A 19,228-nucleotide genomic window follows, 5' to 3' on the forward strand; every position below is an offset into this window, starting at 1 on the left:
AAGCGTAGCCCTGACAAGCCAGCGCCCTGCGGCCCGTCATACCGTCGCTGTTGTGCCAAGCGAAACGTCGTCGAGGTCCTCTTCGATTACTCCGGCCGCGTACAACTGATCGAGCATGTCGGCGACAGCAAGGGCGCTTGCGCCGTCCGTCGTGACCCGCATAATCAGCTCCGAGGCTGTACAATTGCCGCACGCGATTGGATCGCCAACGGAAATCGGAACGACATCGTCGAGCACCCGGTGTTCAATGTTGCGTGAGCGGAGATGGAAGTACCGGTACCCAGCCTCGTATTGCAGGCCTCCGCGGAAGCGGATCGGCAGGTTGGGGGGTGGGCTTTCAAGCATATGCTCGTCGATGATGCTCTGGAGCCCCTCCCGGAACTCGTCGGGCGTCCTGAAGAAACGTTGACCCACAATTCGGTACCCGAGAGGCCAGCGTTCGCTACCCGGTACCGGCGTTACCAGTTGTAAACGTCCCTGCCGCATATTTACGAGGAAGCCGGAAACACAAGCGATCGTCGTGGGATAACCCTCCGGCAAGGCGATTGCATCATCTTTACTGGCTGCCTTGAGTTTTTCCTTCCGCGCGCGTGCGCGCCCGGCGAAAGCCTTAGCGGTCGGCGCCTCCTTGCCCTGCAGGACGAGTTCGACCCCCATCAGGTCCTCGGGCGAAAACGCCGCGTGAATCTGATTGAGATGGTTCGTGCTTAGCACGGAGAAACGATTCGTCACGCCACCGAAGCGTTTGAACAGTTCGAGCACGCGCCTGGTGAGTGCCTCATCCTTGAGCGGTGCGGCCGTCGTCGTTTGTGGCAAAGCGCCCGTGATTTGATGGTAATCGAGCAGAAAACGGTCGTAGTCCGGGTTATCGATCGGATCTGTGGCCCAGTAGCAGAAGCCAGTGCGGGCCGCCGAACCAAACATCTCGCTCGCAACACCGACTACGCCGCGCCAGAGCTCTGCATGCTCCTCGCTATATTCAAAGTAACCCTTGAAGCGGTCCGCCGAGAGGCCACAGAACCAGCAACCGACGGTGCAGCCTTCGCTCAGCTCGAAAGCGATGATGGGGTGCGTGATCGACGGCGCCAATTCGCCCAATTCGTCGTTACAGCGCCGGATTTGGCGCTCGCGCCACGCATGAAAGCGATGGTCGATCATCGACATTTCGCCTTGGTCGCGCAGGAGGTCGCGATGGTGCGATATCTCGCGCATATATTCGTCCCACAACATAGCCAGCGGCCACGGAGCAGACTCCGGCTTGAAGCGGTACTTCAGGTAGTCACCGCACCAGAGCGGCAGCATCTCCAATGGGTCAACTTCAATGCCGTAGCGCTCTGTTAACGCTCGAGGGGCGTCGAGGTTCTCCGCAAGTGCCGTGCGGAATTTCCCGTCGCCGGCCAGGCGCTCCATGAAGCGCTTGACGTGGGACAACGTGCGCCGTTCCTCCGGCGTGCGCCGGTTGAGAATTTGTCGCCAGTGTTCGGCCAGAGGGTACAGGTGAGCCCTTGAAGCTGCCCCTTGTAGGCCTGATAGCATGATCTCATCCTCGGACAGTTTCTTCAGACCGGCTCGTCGGAGCCAATGCGCTCAGAGCTAAAATTGCACTAGGTAGCGACCACAACAACAATTACAATAACTACAACAATCGCGGCGACTGCAGTCTTTTCCCCGATTTGCACAGCACTCATGGGTACAGCCGTAGCGGATTTAGCCAACGCAGTGGTGTGCACAAGGTTGGTTAAGCCAGAAACGCTGGAACCACGCCTGCGGCTCGCAATCGCGCTGAGCTTCTTACTACTCGAATTCTGTCGAATGTTTGATCGAATGTAACGTTTAACCTGGTCAAGCGTGATATTGTAGTCGAGGCTCTTTCCAATCGCTACAATCGATGCAAGGCCTCCAAAGCGTGGTTTGAGCTTTTCAAGCGGACTGCCTTTTTTCCCTAAATCGTTGACGAATCGCTCTACGTCAGTTCGCGGCATAGCTAGTTCCCGCCCTCCTCAATGTTTCCAACCTATCCGTCTCGCTCTCACAAGCGATCGGACGATGAGGCTGTTAACACGCAAGCGGCGTACCAACCTCAAATGTCTGACTTTGTGCATTGTCTGACCGCACGCATTGTCAAGTTGCCGACATTTTGGGTTCCGAACTCGACAATTGGCCCGCTGCAGAAGCAGGCAAGGTCGCGTCCCCACAGGTGGATGCTATGGGGCGAGCGGCGAGGGTGTGGCATCCTTCGGCGCTGTCAAAACCACCATCAGAAGGAGGCGCCCCATGTCGCAATCTTTTGACACGAGCCGGTCCCTTACCGCTCTCGAACAGGATAACACGATCATCGCCGTCATCGAAATGAGCAAGGCGAAGTGGCTCGTCGCCGCGCTTGTTCCGGGTCTCAAACGCCAGCCGCTGAAGAAGATCGATGCCGACGCGCCAGCACTGTTGAAGCTGCTGCAGCGCTGGCGCGACGAAGCCGGCCGGGCCGGGCATACGATCAAGCGGATCGCCGTCGCCTATGAGGCGGCCGGCGACGGCTTCTGGCTGGCGCGCTGGCTGCGGGCGCACGGCATCGATGCCTATGCCATCCATCCCTCGAGCGTTCCAGTGTCGCGCGAGCACCGCCGCGCCAAGACCGATCGTCTCGACACCGAGCTTTTGATGCGTGCTTTTCTCGGCTGGCTGCGCGGCGAGAAACGTCATTGCTCCATGGCTGCGATCCCGACACTCGAAGAGGAGGACGCGCGGCGGCCGAACCGCGAGCGGGGGACTCTGGTCGGCGAGCAGACGCGGCTCATCAACCGCGTCAAGGCGATCCTCGCCCGCTTCGGGGTCCGCAGCTTCCGGCTGAGCCTGCGCCAGGCGGCGGACAGGCTGGAGAGCATCCGAACGGCGGAGGGAACGCCGCTGCCGGACAACACCCGCGCCGAGCTCTACCGCTTCCTTGAGCGCCTCAACCTCGTGCGCGCGCAGATCCGCGCCATCGAACAGGAGCGCCTGCGCCGGCTGGCGGCGGCTCCGGCTGCGGCGAACGGTCACGCGATGGTTCGCCTGCTGGCGCGGATCATCGGCATCGGCGTCGAGACCGCCGACATGCTGGTTCACGAGATCCTGTCGCGCCCGTTTGCGCGACCGCCGCGCCGTGGCGGGCTATGCCGGGCTTACAGGGTCGCCAGACGAGAGCGGCCAACGCCGCCGCGAGAAAGGGCTGGCGCGCGCCGGCAATGCCCGCGTGCGGCGCGGCATGATCCAGTTGGCGTGGCGCTTTCTCCTGTTCCAGAAGGACAGCGACCTGGCCCAATGGTTCCAGGCGCGCACGAGCGACGGCCGCAAAACCACGCGCAAGACGATGATCGTGGCGCTGGCACGCAAGCTGCTGATTGCGCTGTGGCGTTTCGTCACCGCGGGCGAGGTGCCGCAGGGCGTCATCGTGCGTGCGGCGTGATGGAGGCACGTGGGAAGAGGGAGAACAAGGCACACCCCAATTGGCGGGCCCGCAGCAGGGTCTGCCGATGACGATCCGAGGTGGCGGCAACCCGAAGCTACACATGGTCCTTCGGACCGCCGGCGTAGAATAGGCCCCGCCGCCCCGGAGCTTCGCCACCGATGCGCATGCTGCATCATGGTCAGATCCCACTGCGATCTACCGCATACAAGTCTGCCGCGCGACCTTCGCGCCTGGCTCGGCGAGCTCGCCTCGGAAATCTGTCGTCGGCATTTGGCCCCCACTGGAAACGGCTCACCCGACCCGGCAAAGCCTGCCGCCCGTGCTCGTGACCGTCAAGGACAAGTCGCTTCGCGATGGGAGCCTGCGGCCCACCCTTAACCGTCACTGCGCGCGGCGGCCAGTTCGAAGCCAGGTCGGCACGAGGAGATGGTCGCCAATCGAGATGGTCGCCAATCGGCCCGAACGAGGAGATGAGGAAACGAACCAGGAGCAAGCTTGACAATCATCGCCCCATACAGGTGTAGCTCGGCGGTAGCGAAGCCGCTCGCGAGCGCGCCCTCCATAAGCGCTGTAGATGCTATGGGCGGCGGCGAGCGTGTGGCACCCTCGGCGCTGTTGAGCAGCTACCCAAGGAGCGCCCCCATGTCACCATCCTTTGATGCAAGCAAATCCCTTACCACCTTGATCAAGACAGCACGTTGGTCGCAGTGATTGAGATGAGCCAGACAAAGTGGCTCATTGCTGCGACGGTCCCTGGCTTTGAACGTAACCCTCTCAAGAAGCTCGATGCCGACCCGGATTCGGTGCTCAGGCTGTTGCGCCGCTGGCGCAGCGAAGCCATCCAGGCCGGGCGTGAAGTCCGGCGCATCGTTGTCGCCTATGAGGCTGGACGCGACGGCTTTTGGTTGGCGCGCTGGCTCCAGGCGCGCGCTGTCGAGGCTTATGTCATACATCCATCGAGCGTCGCGGTTTCCCGCGAACATCGGCGCGCCAAGACCGATCGCCTCGATACCGAACTGCTGATGCGCGCCTTTCTTGGCTGGCTGCTGGGCGAGACGCGCCACTGCAGCATGGCAGCCATCCCAACCATCAATGAGGAGGAGGCCCGCCGTCCGAACCGTGAACGAGACAATCTCGTCTCGACGCGGCTCAGGCCGACGAGACCTTGGATCCCAAGATCTTCGACGTTCCATTCAAGCGCGACGAAGCCGTCGCCCTTCTTCGCTCGCCCTATGGACTGGCCTAGCAGGAGATCGTCTTAGGGCGACCATTCGGATGGCGCGGAACCCCCAACGAATCGTAGAAGCCGCACTGATTGATTGCATCGGGCCGATCACGGCCCGGAACCTGCTGGCAATGCCCGAACACCAATGGGGTCTCCTACGGGACCGCATTACAGACCGCCGTCACGGCAAAGTAACTTTCACCGTCTGATGTGTCAGCAGATCGCGGAGCTCGTCGTTCTTGACGAGCGCCATATCAGGCACGCGATCGCCGAATATCTTCCGCCAACAGAGAATGCGCACGGGCGCTACCCCGATATTTACGTCGAATGGGAAGGCTACGGCGCCTTCGCAATCGAGTTCCAACTGTCAGGCACCTTCCAAACGGAGATTTCGGCGCGCTGCAAGCACTATGAGTACGAGAGAATTCCGCTGCTTTGGATCCTGTTCGGAATGAACACCTCTGCCGACCTTCAACAGAGTTTTCGCGACGTGATCCGCAGGCATCGGGGCAATGCCCGCGGTGGCCAAGCTTTTGTCGCGGCGCGAACGTGAAACCTGACAACGTTGTCAGGTTCAGTACAAAACAAGCAGCTTTGGCTTGGGGGTTTTCAAGCGTAACCACGCCGAACGCTGGCACCGCCTTTCCTAATTGAGCTGCGGCCACACTGAGTAAAGGCTGACTCCGTGCAGACGGGCAAGGCGAGCGGATGCTCCCCTTCCGTTGAACCCTCGTGCCGCGTCGGGAACAAGCTCCCGCATAAAGTCGCGCAATTGGGAATGACTTTGGGGAACAACATGGCACTGCAGATATGGCGAGCCCCTCACGAAACTTAAGGCCGGCAACCTGTACTTCGTCGAATCTTGGGGCAAGCTGGTGCGGACCGTTTGCGATGCCCCTCTGGTCCAGCCGCAGGAGGAGTACAGGGACAGCGGACTCGGAGTCGTCGGAGTCGCGGCTGATGAATAAGCTCCGGCGGCCGTTGAGGCGCGAACCAAGTTGGACGCGTGGTTTGACCGAAAAGACGGTGTCCAATGTCTGACAATGTCGGATACGCAACATCGCCGAGTTCCAACAATCACATCGCCGAAACGGTTTCTCATTTGGCACGGTTCGTGCGCGGTCATCGCAAAACACGTCACGAGCCAAGGAGAAGCCATGATCACCTCACCCAAAAATACTGCCGAACGTTTCCCTAAGGCATCCAAAGATGAGCCTCGTGTGAGGCCTGGCAGCATGCTGGCGGCACATCTGGCTCGGGGCTGGCCACCTACTCACTCTCTCCCACTAAGTGCGGCGAGCACGCAGCACCTTCAAATTAAGGGACAACTCACTTCGCCTCGAACTTTGCCCATCGTCCGGTCACCACAACCGAAGCCATCGATGAATCTTTGGTCTGGCTGGGTGCACAGGACACTTTTTGCGACCGCGCTGGCCTTCGTGACGACCGCTCCGGTTCTGGCGGCCACCGATGACATCAAGGCAACGAATTTCCTGCTCGACAACGGCATGGAGGTCGTTGTCATCCCCGATCGCCGCGCGCCGATCGTCACTCATATGGTGTGGTACAAGATCGGCAGCGCCGATGAGCCGCCGGGCAAGTCCGGCATCGCCCATTTCTTCGAGCATTTGATGTTCAAGGCGACGACCAACCATGCGGCCGGCGCGTTCGACCGCGCCGTCTCCGCCATCGGCGGTTCGAACAACGCTTTCACCTCCTATGACTACACCGCCTTTTACGAGACGGTGGTGCCGCAGGCGCTCGAGCAGATGATGGATTTCGAGGCCGATCGCATGCGCAACCTCATCCTCACCGACGACGTCATCGCCACCGAGCGCGACGTCATCCTCGAGGAACGCCGCTCGCGCATCGACAGCAATCCGCAGGCAGTGCTCGGCGAGGAGGTTGACGCCACGCTCTGGCAGAACCAGCCCTATCGCATTCCGGTGATCGGCTGGATGCAGGAGATGGAGAAGCTGAACCGCGCCGACGCCAAGGCTTTCTACGACAAATATTATACGCCCAACAACGCCGTGCTGGTGGTGGCCGGCGATGTCGAGCCGCAGGTGGTCAAGGCGCTGGCCGAAAAGACCTATGGCAAGGTCGCGCGTGGTCCAGACCTGCCGCCGCGCATCCGTCCGGTCGAACCCGAACAGAACACCAGGCGCACGGTGACGCTGGCTGACGCGCGTGTCAGCGTGCCGAACTTTTCGACGCAATGGGTGGTTCCCTCCTATCACACTGCGAAGCCGGGTGAAGCGGAAGCGCTGGACCTGCTGGCGGAGATCCTCGGCGGCGGCAGCCGCAGCCGGCTGTACCAGCAGCTTGTCGTCAAGCAAGGCATTGCCGCCGAGGCCGGCGCCTTTTTCCAGGGCACCATGCTCGATGCCACCAACTTCACCGTCTATGGCGCGCCGCGCGGCGACGCCAAGCTGGCCGATGTCCAGGCGGCGGTCGAAGCCGAGGTCGCCCGCATCGCCAAGGACGGCGTCACATCAGGCGAGTTGGAGAAGGCCAAGGATCGTTTCGTCCGCTCGATGATCTTCGCCCGCGACAAGCAGGATTCGATGGCCAACATCTACGGCGCGACACTCGCCACCGGCGGCAACGTCAGGGATGTCGAGGAATGGCCGGGCCGCATCCGCAAGGTCACCGCCGATCAGGTCAAAGCCGTTGCCGCCCGCTATCTCGCGTCCGACCATTCAACCACCGGCTATCTCTTGCCCAAGGAGAATTGATGTGATGACAAACCAACTCCGCAGCAGCATTGCACAAGCGTTGCCCTCTCCTATTGGAGGAGGGAGGACCACGCGCCTCACGACCTGGCTGGCCGTCCTTCCCCTTGCTATTTTCTTCCTTATCCTGCCCGCTCTCACCGCCCACGCAGCAATGAACATCCAGGAGGTGAAATCTGAAAAGGGGATCACCGCCTGGCTGGTGGAAGACCACACGCTGCCGATCGTCACACTCGACTTTATCTTCGACGGCGGCACCAGCCAGGACCCCGCCGGTAAGGAGGGGATTGCCAATTTGATGACCGGATTGTTCGACGAGGGCGCCGGTAATTACGACAGCGACACCTTTCAGGTACAGCTCGACGATGCCGGCGCCGAAATGAGCTTCAACGCGCGGCGTGACGGCATCCATGGCTCGATACGCCTGCTTTCCAAGCGCCAGGACGCCGCTTTCGATCTGGTCGGGCTCGCGGTGAACAGGCCTCGCTTCGATCAGGAGCCAGTCGACCGCATCCGCGCCCAGCTTCTCTCCGGCATCATCGCCAACGAGCAGGAACCTCACGCGATCGCCGAGCTTGCCTGGCGGCGCCGACTCTACGGCACGCATCCGTATTCGAGACCGCCCGAGGGCACCAAGAAAAGCCTGGCCCGCATAACGCCCTCCGATCTAAGCGCCTTCCACAGAGCCGCTTTCGCCCGCGAGGGGCTGCATGTGGCGGTCGTAGGCGACATAGATGCCAAAGCCCTGAGTGCAAGGCTCGACCAGCTGTTCGGCGATTTGCCTCAGAAGCAGGCGCTCGCCCCGGTACCTGATGTCACCCCGAAGCTCGGCGGGTGGACGTTGGTCGCATACGCCCTACCCCAGACTTCGCTCCAGCTGGCTTTTCCTGGCATCGGACGCAGCGACCCAGAATTCTATGCCGCGCAGCTGATAAACGACATACTCGGGGGCTCGCCATTTACCTCACGTCTTTTCCAGGAAGTGCGCGAAAAGCGCGGCCTTGCCTACGGTGTCTCCTCCGGCTTGGAAATCCACCAGCATTCCAACACGCTTGTCGTGGCCACGTCGACGCGCGCCGACAGGGCGGCTGAGACGCTCGACCTGATAAGAAAAGTAATCAAGGAGCTGGTGGACACAGGGCCAACAGCGGCCGAGCTCGAAGCGAGCAAGAAGTATCTGATCGGCGCCTATGCTATCGACAATCTGGGTTCCTCCAGCTCGATCTCAGCCACGCTAGTCAGATTGCAGCTCGACAAGCTCGGCATAGACTACATCCAGCGCCGCCCGGCCCTCATAGAGCAGGTGACGCTCGACCAGGTCAGGGCGGCGGCGAAGAAGCTGCTTTCGGCCGAGCCCGCGATTATGGGCGTTGGCCCGCGGCTAGCTGGGGTCCCGTGACAGCGAATAATCCCTCGCTCTACAATAATTGCTGAAGGACTCCGCCGATATATGTGTGGCTGATCCGACTTTGGTGTGGCAGAATGAACGCCTTGATTTCTGCCTGCTCGCCCTCGCAGACCAGGTTCTCGCCCGGCGGTTCGATTGCCGAGCCGGAGAACGCCGACGTTCCGAGAGTCTAACTTTCGCGTATTTGAAATACGCGAAAGTTAGAAACTCTTGATGTGGAGCGGACCATGCTAACTTTCCCGTATTTCAGACACGGGAAAGTTAGAAGAATGGCCCTTCACCTCGTCGGTGAAAATATCGATAAGATCCGCAGCCACTATCAGGCTGAAACGGGCAAGCTCGTCCAGCTAATGCGCGGCATCTATGTCGATGCCAGGGAGGATACCGAGGCACGGTACTCAAGCACGCCGTTCGCATCATAAAATACCTGTATCCCAACGCTTACCTCTCGGCGGCCAGCGCTGTCCTTCTCGGCCCGACCCGCGATGGCCGCCTGTTCCTGAGCGGGCGGCGAATACAGCGCAAGCGCTTGAGCTCTGCAAATCATTCAGAACGCAGCGCCCGACCACCCATCAGTCGCTCAAGCGATTGTCGATGATGGCATGGGAGAATTCCGGATCGACTTCTCCTCATGCGCCAGCGCTTCCTCGAAGCTTTCCGCCTGCGCAGCGAACACGCGGCATCCATCGACGAGACGATGCGCGAGACAGTCGCGAACCGCCTCAATAGAAGAATACGGCAGCGCCCAGGGCGCTGCCGACGCGACATGGGCGGCGCTTGCCCGCGAAAACCAATGGTATCGCGAGGGCGAGCACGCCGAGCGCATCCTCCTCCGCCGTCCACTGACCGCAGAGCCCGCGCGCAATGAAGCCGCGCTCGATCTGATTGTAGCGTGGCACGGCGCTCCGCTCGGCAATCTCACACATGATGGTTTTGAGTGGCGCTGGAATCCAGACGATCAGGATGGCCCGCCACTTGTTCGCCAGACCACGCCGGGCAAGCTCCCTCCTTTCATTCTGTCGCTGCTGCCTGAAGGCTGGCTTGAACGACCGCGACGAGCGCGCGACGCTGCGCTCGGGCAAACGCTCCATGTCGAACATCACCATCGTCGAGCGTGCGAGCGATCTCTCTGCCCTGCCGCCCGACATCCTGCTAACCCGGCTCAATGGCTTTACCAGGAACTCTGTCTTCACTGGCCAGTATGCAGGGCCGGGCCGCGGCGATTTCGAGCAGAGCTTCGAGCGCAATCTCGCACAGATATTCGAGCGTACTGATACGCCTCGCCTTTCGGGTGTTTAGATCAAAGCGCCTATGTTTCTCGATACCGACGGTACTCTCTCCCCCAGTACCGGCAAACCGTTCACCCACATTCTCTAGCCTGCCGGTACAGGTGGATTTGAAGCCCTGCCGGTTATCGAATGGCAGTCGCTCGCTTTGGGCAGCGCGGCCGGTTTCACGACGCCCGCGACAGCGCTCGTCCCCATGCCTGACGGGATGCCTCCGGCGCTGCTCGTCGAGCGGTTCGACAACAGAACGAGCATCGAGGACAAACACCTGCTCGCGCTAGATGACTTCTGCTCGGTACTGGGCGTGCCCACCGAAGCAAAATATGACGGCACGATGGAGCGCATCGCGCGGGCACTAAGGCCGCTATCGACCTCTCCCGAAGAAGACGTCCTGCTTGTCCTCAAGCGATCCTTATTCGCTTGGCTGATCCCCGATGGCGACATGCACCTGAAGAACATGGCTCTACTGAAAATCGCAGAGCCCGGCAGCGCGCAATTCAGCTCAGTCCGCATGGCTCCGCTCTACGACGCGGTCACGACTCGCGTGTTTCCACGCCTCGAAAAAGACCGGGATGGCCCTCAAGCTGAACGGTAAGGACGATCGTCTGCGGCGCGCCAACTTCAAGGCTTCGCGAGCACGGCTGGCCTCAAGGCAGCCGATGCGGATACCAGCATCGACGATGTTGTTGCAGCCCTCTCACGCGCGCTCAACCACCTCGAATTGCCGCCGCCTCTATAAGACGGCTCTCAAGGCGCGAAAATGGCGGAGCAAATGCGCGCGATTGTCCACGAACGCATCGAAGGGTTGGCGTAGATGATCGATCTAATAGATACGCCGGTTTCCTGGGACCGCACTTCCCAGCGTGATAGGCGAGACCGCCCGGACAAGAGTTGGCAAGGGCCCAAAAATTCAGGCTAATGATAGATGCTCGTGCGAGCTGGCTGAATCGAATGATCGATGGCTCACTTATTCATCGCTACAGTCAGTAGGGCATGAAGGTGTCCATGACCTGCCCACGTTGCCTTTGCATTTGGTCGCTCGACTGCAGGCTAGAATCCGGATCAGGCATAGATTGCTGCTTGAACATAATTTGAGACTTGTGCGTATGCGCGAGCAACAACTGTCGAGTTCGACCCCTCGGATTTTTCTACAATTTTCCAACCTCCCCCGTCTCTTGTTCCGATTGAAACGCGATCTGGTTCATGATCAATTTGCCTTGCCAAATGGGGGGAATCATGCCGGATATCACACCTGAAGACGAGAACGCGAAACTGCCTGACGGAGTGGTAGAAGACGGTGTTGTACGGCGGATTACCGACGCCAGAGATTGGTTTCTTCAGAACTTGGTCGATTTGGTGAATCACACCGGGGTGAGCATTGGAATTACCCTAACCGTGGGCGGCGTTCTAGTAAGCGGACAACTTACATCGGGTAAGAAGTATTTCGAGGAATTTGGGAAAACTTTTGCGGGTGGATTCAAGGACGGGGACCCAGAATTTATAGCCTATTTGGAAAAAGTGTACTCGCAATACGGCGACATATACGCCCCTAGCAAAAGTAAGGGTGAGCACAAAGAGCTGCCTAGTTACGTCCATCTGAAGGACGTTCACATCTTTTCCGCCCCAGGTCGCCCAATACCAACTGAGGATGGCAACTGGTGGCGGGGTAGGATTTGCGAGGTGCAGGGTTTCATGCTCGGCAGTTTGAATTTTCCCGACGAATGATTGTCCAGTGACCTTTGAGACGGTCTAGTTTAGGTCGAACGGCTAAAGCCTAGCGGCGGAGCCGGAGTCGTGGAGTAGTACGGCATGAGCCCTGAAGAAATTCCACTTCTTCAAAGGACAGTGAAAGGCGCATTGATCCTACCGGCCCCCGGCGTTGTTTCCAGCGACACGCTAGTTGCCATGCCGGAGATTGAGTGGCGGGCGCTCCGCAACAGCATCACAGACGGACACAATGGGCGCGTTGGCGGCCTAGAGGCCCGGTGTATGTTCCCCGGTTGCAACGGCCTCGTTTTCATCTCCGAACGCGTAAAGGGAAACACCCGTTTTCCCCTTTTTGCCCACCGCAAGGGCGAAGGCATGGGGTGCCCTTGGCATCAGCGGGCAAAGCTCACACCGGATGAGGCTAGGGGTGCGCAGTATCAGGGCAATCAGGTGTCCCCGGCGCATGAGTTCATCTGTCGCGAACTGGATCGACTGGTAAGGATGGACGAGAGGTTTGAGAGCGCAGAGATCGACAGGACTTATGTCGCGCCTTCAGGAGACGGGCACGGACGTTACCCCGATGTTAGATTCAAGTGGCGGGGTTTGCCGGAAAGCGTTCTTGAGGTGCAGTTGTCCAATACCTTCCAGCCGGAGATTTCGGAGCGCGGTATTTTCTACGAGAAAAAGAAAATGCCGCTCATTTGGATATTGCACGGCGTCGAGCCCAAACTTAGCAATCTGCCGTCGTCATATCGCGATGTGATCCTTCGCCATAAGCAAAACGCCTTTGCGTTGGACGCCGAGGCAATCCAAGCGTCGGAGCAAGGCCGAACGCTCATATTGAAATGCTTTCTCTTGGACAAAGCCGGCAGCGTGACGGAGACCCAGCTGGTTAGGTTCGACAGTCTAACTTTCCCTGAAATGGGGCTTCCCTACTACCGCAACTTGCTGCTACCCGACCTTGAAGCCATCCGCGCCAGGCGTCATCCATGGGTTGCCGCACTGAAAGCGTTGAAGGCCAAAACAGACGGCAATTGGTACGCGTCGAGTATGGGAATTGATCAGGTTGAAGCGGCGTTCAATGCCTTACCAGACCCCCCGAGGACGCGCGAAGATCGCTATGACTTCGCGCGAATGATTGCTATCGTGTTAACGCTATTGTTTGAAGCGACCGACAAATATCAAGACCTCGTGTACAACGACCTTGCCAACGCAACTGCGGCCCTCAATGCGTTCCTTAGCCGAGGCGGCTCCCAACAAGCGGTAGCATCTATAGTGGAGACACTGATAACGCGTTCAGTGCTGTCGCAAAAGCTGAAGCCTTCGGTGCACAACCATATCAAGAAAGCCAAAGCCGCAGAACCGGTACAGATTGAACTCGGCCATCCGTTTTTCGCAATGCTCGCTTGGTTGGTGCCGGAGATTTTCGATGAAGCGGTGCGAGAGGAGCTTGCTCTGGCCGATGCATTGCCCACATGGGCTGTCGCTTAACGCCTGTCCCGCCCCTACTTGGTCCTCAGCGCCTTTTTAAGGGCTAATGTCACCACCCTTAGCCGCGCCTACCCCTCCCATAGTTCTCTCCCACGCCCCCACTCGAATGCCCGAGTATCATGTCTTGGGTGGGCTTCGGCACTCCGGCCACCCGAAGGCGGTCCTTCCTGTTGTGCCGAAGCGAGTGCACGACGGCCTTGGGGTCTTTCACGACAGCCCGAACGTGCTTCATGAGGGCCGTCGAGGCGCTGGTGGCTCCGTGATCCCCGCCGTAACGAGGGAAAACAAGGCACCCTCCCCCGCGGCCTCCAGCGCCGCCTTGGCCGCCCCTAGCGCCTCCCCGACAAGTGGCACCTTTCGTCGCGAGGAATGGGTCTTGATGCGCCGCCCTTCGTGCCACTCTACGCGAATGTGGGGCATCCCCTACGTCGGCAAGCCGGCAACCGGTGCCCTCCAGAATGGGCCAAAGATGCTTGAGATCGGCCGCGCGGATTTCGCTTGCGTATTTCGCAAAAGCCGGACAGGGGTTCCGCTAAATCCCGGACAGTGATGGAGTGCACCCCTCGACTGAGACAAATAAATAGGGGACAGTTTCTGGATTGCAGGAACTGGAAATGGTTGGAAGAAAGCCGAGATTTAGCGAACAAGAGAAGCTCTCCATGCTCTTGCGGATGCAAAACGGGGAGAACGTCAGCCGATTAGCTGATGAACTGGGTATTCGACCGCCAACGCTTATATGCCTGGCGTGAGCAGCTGCGGACGTGTGGCAATCTAATGCCGAGCCGCCCGGGGCGCCCAAAGAAGCGGCCTCCCGAGGCACCGCCAGATCGGCATGCCTTGGCGGCAGGTTTTGCACTGTCGGCTGAACAGCGTCGTGCCGATGCGTTGGCGAAAGCCCGCCGCCGCATTGTCGAACTTGAACGCAAGATTGGGCAGCAACAGGTTGAACTTGATTTTTTTCAAGAAGCCTTGCGGCATGTCAGGGGCAATCAACAGCAGAAAGACGCACCTGGCGGTGCAGCGTCTTCGAGGTCATTCAAAAAATGACAGCCCATGTGCCGCAAGGCTCTCCAGGAATTGAACAGATGTGCCGTCTCGCCGGCGTCAGCAGGGCTGGATACTACCGGCACTGGCGGCAGTCGGCGCCGCGGCAGGAAGAAACTGGTCTGCGAGATGTCATTTCAAAGGCTGGCCTTGGCCAACCGGCACTATGGCTATCGCCGGATCGGCGCCCTCCTTGGCCGCGAGGGTTGGCAGGTAAACCACAACGTGTGTTGCGGGTAATGGGGGAGGATAATCTCTTATGCTTGCGCACTCGGCCATTCGTGCCGCGCACTACAGATTCCCGGCACAGCTGGCGGATGGTGCCGAACCTTGCCCGAGGCATGGAACTGACAGGCGTCAACCAGCTTTGGGTCGCCGACATCACGTATTTGCACCTTGCCGAGCAGTTCGCCTATCTGGCGGTTGTGCTCGATGCATTCAGTCGCAAGGTCATCGGATGGGCGCTCGAACTCCACTTGCGGGCCAGCCTTGCTGTCGATGCCCTGAAAATGGCGATCTCCGCACGTGTTCCGGTTCCCGGCAGTTTGATCCATCATTCGGACAGGGGCGTTCAATACGCTTGCACCACCTATTCTGATATCCTCCATGGGCATGGGATCCAGCCGAGCATGAGCCGGGTGGGGAACCCTTATGATAACGCACGCGCGGAAAGCTTCATGAAAACCTTGAAGCAGGAAGAAATCGCAGGATTGGCCTATCGCGATGCACCAGATGCGCGGCGGCGTATCGCGAGCTTCATTGAAGATGTTTACAATCGGCAAAGGCTGCATTCAGCACTCGACTATCTCACCCCGGAGGAATACGAAAAGACCTTGTCGACACCGTCGGAAAATGCCGCACTTGAACTCACGAGCAGGGAATTGTCTCGCAATTTCTCTGTCTCACAATAGGGGTGCACTCCATCACTGTCCGGGATTTAGCGAAAAGGTGTCCGGCAATTACCGAAACACGCACTTGCGCTGAACATGAAGATCATTACGCGATAATCGGCGGAGCTGCATGTGACCGTTTCGTCGATGACCGTGACGCCGTCGACCTTGCGTTTGGCTGTCTGCAGCGCGTCGTAGTGGCCGTCGTCGAGGAGAATCGCCGAGAGACTGACGATATCCTCTTCGACGGGGATGGGCGTCAAAGCCGTAGTCTTCGGGGAGGTCGAGGGTTCCCGGCTTGCGCGAAAAGAGCTCGATCATGAATGGGAAGCTTTGATCCTTCGGCTTGTGGAAGCGATAGAATTCCTTTTTGCCATCGCTGCGTTGGCGCGTCTGATATCCGCCTGCATCGAGAAACGCCTTGAAAGCCGCGCCAAATGCGGGGTCGACGACCTCGACGCAAAGCACCATGTCGATGTCTTTGGTCGCTCTGAATGGGAGACCCGCCGCATCGAACAGCAGGCGTTGCTAATCCCCTTCAAGGCCCGCGCGTTCCTCGATTTGACCGCACGCGCGGAGTCTGGCGAAAAAATTGATGGCAAGAACATCAAGAAACACCGCAACGATGTATTCCGCTTGGCCCAGCTACTGCCCAAAGATGCTCCATCAAGCTTATCGACTTGATCCGCGAGGATCTCCGAAAATTTCTCGACGCGGCTCAGGCCGACGAGACCTTGGATCCCAAGATCTTCGACGTTCCATTCAAGCGCGACGAAGCCGTCGCCCTTCTTCGCTCAGCCTATGGACTGGCCTGGCAGGAGATCGTCTTAGGGCGACCAATCGGATGGCGCGGAACCCTCAACGAATCGTAGAAGCCGCACTGATTGAAGGCATCGGGCCGATCACGGCCCGGAACCTGCTGGCAATGCCCGAACACCGATGGGGTCTCCTACGGGACCGCATTACAGACCGCCGTCACGGCAAAGTAACTTTCACCGTCTGATGTGTCAGCAGATCGCGGAGCTCGTCGTTCTTGACGAGCGCCATATCAGGCACGCGATCGCCGAATATCTTCCGCCAACCGAGAATGCGCACGGGCGCTACCCCGATATTTACGTCGAATGGGAAGGCTACGGCGCCTTCGCAATCGAGTTCCAACTGTCAGGCACCTTCCAAACGGAGATTTCGGCGCGCTGCAAGCACTATAAGTACGAGAGAATTCCGCTGCTTTGGATCCTGTTCGGAATGAACACCTCTGCCGACCTCAACAGAGTTTTCGCGACGTGATCCGCAGGCATCGCGGCAATGCCTTTGTCCTCGATCCCGCCGCAGTCGCGGCATCGAAGGAGCAAAAGACGCCTTATTAAGCTGCTATCTGCGGAACGGAGAGGGCTTCGATGCACCAAAGCTTGTCCGGTTCGATGCATTGACAATCCCGAGGTCGAAGCTTCCCTTTCACGAAGACCTGATCGCAGCACCGCTCCTGGCCGAGATTGAACGCCGGTCAAGGCGTTGGCCGACTGGAATCACTTTGGTCCGCTATGTGACCTCGAGCGCCCGCAAAGCCTGCTTGTCGCCGCTGCCTTTTCGATCGTCGCGACGGCCAATGGCAAGGAGCGCAACTACGCAAGCGGGCACCCCAACATCTGCGCGATGCTCAATACCTATCTGCATTCCGGAACACTTGCCCCTTACACCAGTCTGCTGACCCGACTCATGCCAACACGGCGATGGCGGACCTGCTTGCCACCAAGGTCGGTGACCATCTGCGCCGCCATAGCGCCGAGCAACAGGTGGACGAGCAATCATCGGCGGAGTGGCGTCTTCTCAAGCATTTGCTCCCCGAAGCGCTGGATCCCGTAGTTCGCAATGAACTCAAATACCTTGATGCGTTGCCGGAGTGGGCGGTCGTCAAAGCAGCTCCACCGCTGAAACTCTCGCCGCAGCACACCGAACCGCAGCCGATTTAGAACATGGCACACGACCCTCGTCACGGCGCCATCGCCATAGACCATCGCACGCGCTCGGCGAGAAACGCGGCAAACGTTTTAACATTCATATTACCGCTCGCCTCCTCTAGTCCAGCGAGATACGCATTTCGGTCATCGACTCTGACGACGGTCCAAGGGTAGCCGCCTGAAGCCAGCATCGCGTTCATGATGAACCGCGCCATTCGCCCGTTGCCGTCCGGATAGGGGTGCACATAGCCCACAAGCCAGTGCCCCAGCACGGCACGCACCGACGCCTCCTGCTCCGCCTCCAGCAGGTCGAACAGCTCATTCATGCCGTCGGCCACTGCTTCGGTACGCGGCGGCACGTGTTGGGATGCGCGCAGGTACACAGGGTGGCTGCGATATCCCGCAAGCGCGCTGGCTTTGAGGATGCCGGCGGTCACTGACGGCGCGAATAGCTCCCGGTACCACTCCCTGTGGGTTTCCCGAGTCAACGCGCCGGCCGGCTTGCCGTCGATGATCGCAGCAACTGAGTCTTTGACCTTCTGGAATGCGAGGTAGTAGCCACGCGCGGCGAGTGCATCTCGGTTTTTGCGGTCCTCTTCATCAATCTCCGGATTCCAGCTCCCCTCACGCACCCGGTCGATGAGTTCCGGGGTGACGCTGTACCCTTCTATCGAGAGCGAATGGTAGGCGTCGCTCTCGTAGATATCCTCGACGAACTTCATGTAGGCGTCTTTGTCCACCGGCAGTCCCGGCGCCTTCGGAAACATGTCAATCACGGCTTCGCGCTGCGAATCCCAAATCGCGCGCAGGCGGGCGACCAGAGGGGGTACGCCTGCTGCAATGGTGGTCACGCCCGTCTGCCCGGCGAAGGGATCTGTCTCGCGAACGTCGTATCCGGCTGCTTGGAAGGCGGCCAGTATGTCATCGGCAAAAGCATGCCGCCCGACGCGACGGAAGGCCCCCGCAAGCCGTCCCGCCACGGCGGAATGGCCGCCATCAAGCAGCAGGCCCAGCACGGTTGATACGTCGCGCACGGATGCTATGGCGACCTGCATCTCGATAGGCGCGCGCTGGAAGAACGCTTCCGGCACCCGGATTAAGGCGGCCTCGACAGTGAAGACGCGCTGCCGGTTTTTCTCTGTCAGTTCTGCGGGCATCTCCTTGACCTTGAGGTCATAGAGCGACGTGCCGAACAGCAGGTCGATTTTGTTATTGTTGCCTTTGGGGGTGTTTACCACCACCTGAGGCGGAATGCCGGGCGCTTCCGCGTGCAGAAGCAGCGACTGCTCCGGTGACAGGTACCAGTCCTTGCCAAACCGATCATTGCAGTAAAGGGAGCAGAACTCCCAGAAGCTCGCGTACCAGGGGGTGGTGTCCTGCTGCTGTGCCTGCGGACCGGTCGACATAAGCCAGCCCTTGATGACATCGCGCAGGAAGCCGTTCTGCAGCAGCCGCTCCCGGTGGACGCGGGCCAGCTCATTTGACTTGAATATGCGCCGTCCCCCCTCCTGCAGCTCTTTGAGGACGGCCAGTGATTGTGCGAGTTTTTCATGGGGCTTGGCCATCGGCCGGGCCTTTGCAAGTTTTTAGCGTCGAGCGACTACAAGTATATAATGCTGCCAGATACAAGTCAATCACGCTGTTGGATTGCGAGTTTTTTCTGTCGGTAAAAGACAAGTTTTTTATGTGACACTCGCAAATTTTCACAATGGAATCAAAATGTCGACGACATTCCCATAATCCTTCTGCGCGACGGATCCTTATATGTTCGCCGAAGGCTACGCAGGGGCTTGGCCCCACTCTACGACGGGTCACGAGTCGCGTGTTTCCACGCCTCGAAGAGACCGGATGGCCCTCAAGCCGAATGGCAAGGACGATCGTTGGCGCCGCGCCGACTTCAAGGCTTTGACGAGCACGGCTGGCCTCAAGGCAGACGATGCCGATACCAGCGATCTCGTAAGCCCTCTCACGCACGCTCGCATCAGACTATAGCAGTTCGCTTCGGGTATTTATGGGTCATTTATTGGGTATGAGGCCCGAAG

General features: G+C 59.4%; 14 protein-coding genes and 3 pseudogenes. 13 read left to right on the plus strand and 4 right to left on the minus strand.

Annotated features, from left to right (window positions below):
- Window positions 1–36: 36 nt before the first annotated feature.
- Window positions 37–1,536 (minus strand): radical SAM family RiPP maturation amino acid epimerase, encoded by a 1,500-nt coding sequence (locus tag IHQ72_RS33560; protein ID WP_258120065.1) that lies wholly within the window; start codon window positions 1,534–1,536, stop codon window positions 37–39.
- 68 nt (window positions 1,537–1,604) lie between these two features.
- Window positions 1,605–1,982 carry a hypothetical protein gene (locus tag IHQ72_RS33565; protein ID WP_258120067.1) on the minus strand — a complete coding sequence of 126 codons (378 nt, stop codon included), beginning with the start codon at window positions 1,980–1,982 and terminating at the stop codon, window positions 1,605–1,607.
- A gap of 292 nt (window positions 1,983–2,274) precedes the next feature.
- Between IHQ72_RS33565 and IHQ72_RS37445 the strand changes: the two are divergent.
- The 10 genes and pseudogenes from IHQ72_RS37445 to IHQ72_RS33620 all read left to right on the plus strand — a co-directional run bounded on the left by IHQ72_RS37445 (window position 2,275) and on the right by IHQ72_RS33620 (window position 15,249).
- Window positions 2,275–3,439: pseudogene (locus tag IHQ72_RS37445) on the plus strand (IS110 family RNA-guided transposase).
- Window positions 3,440–4,084: 645 nt separating this feature from the next.
- Window positions 4,085–4,596: pseudogene (locus IHQ72_RS37450) on the plus strand (transposase); the annotation flags it as partial.
- Window positions 4,597–4,761: 165 nt separating this feature from the next.
- The gene (locus tag IHQ72_RS33585; RefSeq protein WP_258120074.1) at window positions 4,762–5,220 is read left to right on the plus strand and encodes a competence protein CoiA family protein; all 459 of its coding nucleotides are present in this window, start codon (window positions 4,762–4,764) and stop codon (window positions 5,218–5,220) included.
- Window positions 5,221–6,049: 829 nt separating this feature from the next.
- On the plus strand, window positions 6,050–7,405 hold the full coding sequence (locus IHQ72_RS33590) for a M16 family metallopeptidase (RefSeq protein WP_258120075.1): 1,356 nt from the start codon (window positions 6,050–6,052) through the stop codon (window positions 7,403–7,405).
- A gap of 4 nt (window positions 7,406–7,409) precedes the next feature.
- The gene (locus IHQ72_RS33595; RefSeq protein WP_258120077.1) at window positions 7,410–8,801 is read left to right on the plus strand and encodes a M16 family metallopeptidase; all 1,392 of its coding nucleotides are present in this window, start codon (window positions 7,410–7,412) and stop codon (window positions 8,799–8,801) included.
- Between the two features lie 278 nt (window positions 8,802–9,079).
- Window positions 9,080–10,910, plus strand: a pseudogene (locus tag IHQ72_RS33600) (type II toxin-antitoxin system HipA family toxin).
- Window positions 10,911–11,332: 422 nt separating this feature from the next.
- The gene (gene gvpU, locus IHQ72_RS33605) at window positions 11,333–11,821 is read left to right on the plus strand and encodes a gas vesicle accessory protein GvpU (RefSeq protein ID WP_258120079.1); all 489 of its coding nucleotides are present in this window, start codon (window positions 11,333–11,335) and stop codon (window positions 11,819–11,821) included.
- Window positions 11,822–11,905: 84 nt separating this feature from the next.
- Window positions 11,906–13,294 (plus strand): DUF6035 family protein, encoded by a 1,389-nt coding sequence (locus IHQ72_RS33610; RefSeq protein ID WP_258120080.1) that lies wholly within the window; start codon window positions 11,906–11,908, stop codon window positions 13,292–13,294.
- A 705-nt stretch (window positions 13,295–13,999) separates the two neighbouring features.
- A complete protein-coding gene (locus tag IHQ72_RS33615) occupies window positions 14,000–14,341 on the plus strand; it encodes a hypothetical protein (protein ID WP_258120081.1) in 342 nt (113 codons plus the stop codon).
- A gap of 38 nt (window positions 14,342–14,379) precedes the next feature.
- A complete protein-coding gene (locus IHQ72_RS33620) occupies window positions 14,380–15,249 on the plus strand; it encodes an IS3 family transposase (protein WP_258124027.1) in 870 nt (289 codons plus the stop codon).
- A gap of 26 nt (window positions 15,250–15,275) precedes the next feature.
- Here the strand turns inward: IHQ72_RS33620 and IHQ72_RS33625 are convergent, their stop codons facing one another.
- Window positions 15,276–15,491 (minus strand): hypothetical protein, encoded by a 216-nt coding sequence (locus IHQ72_RS33625; RefSeq protein WP_258120082.1) that lies wholly within the window; start codon window positions 15,489–15,491, stop codon window positions 15,276–15,278.
- On the opposite strand from IHQ72_RS33625, the gene IHQ72_RS33630 reads away from it, so the two are divergent.
- From IHQ72_RS33630 to IHQ72_RS33640, 3 genes are all read left to right on the plus strand, one after another.
- Complete coding sequence (locus IHQ72_RS33630; protein ID WP_258120083.1) at window positions 15,481–15,912, plus strand: hypothetical protein; 432 nt, start codon at window positions 15,481–15,483, stop codon at window positions 15,910–15,912. The two genes, IHQ72_RS33625 and IHQ72_RS33630, sit on opposite strands and share 11 nt — an antisense overlap.
- Before the next feature lie 318 nt (window positions 15,913–16,230).
- Window positions 16,231–16,515, plus strand: a complete 285-nt coding sequence (locus IHQ72_RS33635) for a competence protein CoiA family protein (protein WP_258120084.1) — start codon at window positions 16,231–16,233, stop codon at window positions 16,513–16,515.
- Window positions 16,516–16,958: 443 nt separating this feature from the next.
- The gene (locus IHQ72_RS33640) at window positions 16,959–17,198 is read left to right on the plus strand and encodes a hypothetical protein (RefSeq protein ID WP_258120085.1); all 240 of its coding nucleotides are present in this window, start codon (window positions 16,959–16,961) and stop codon (window positions 17,196–17,198) included.
- 20 nt (window positions 17,199–17,218) lie between these two features.
- On the opposite strand, the gene IHQ72_RS33645 is transcribed toward IHQ72_RS33640, so the two are convergent.
- Complete coding sequence (locus IHQ72_RS33645; RefSeq protein ID WP_258120086.1) at window positions 17,219–18,751, minus strand: Fic family protein; 1,533 nt, start codon at window positions 18,749–18,751, stop codon at window positions 17,219–17,221.
- Window positions 18,752–19,228: the final 477 nt, after the last annotated feature.

It is taken from the genome of Mesorhizobium onobrychidis, from assembly GCF_024707545.1.
Classification (GTDB): Bacteria; Pseudomonadota; Alphaproteobacteria; order Rhizobiales; family Rhizobiaceae; genus Mesorhizobium; species Mesorhizobium onobrychidis.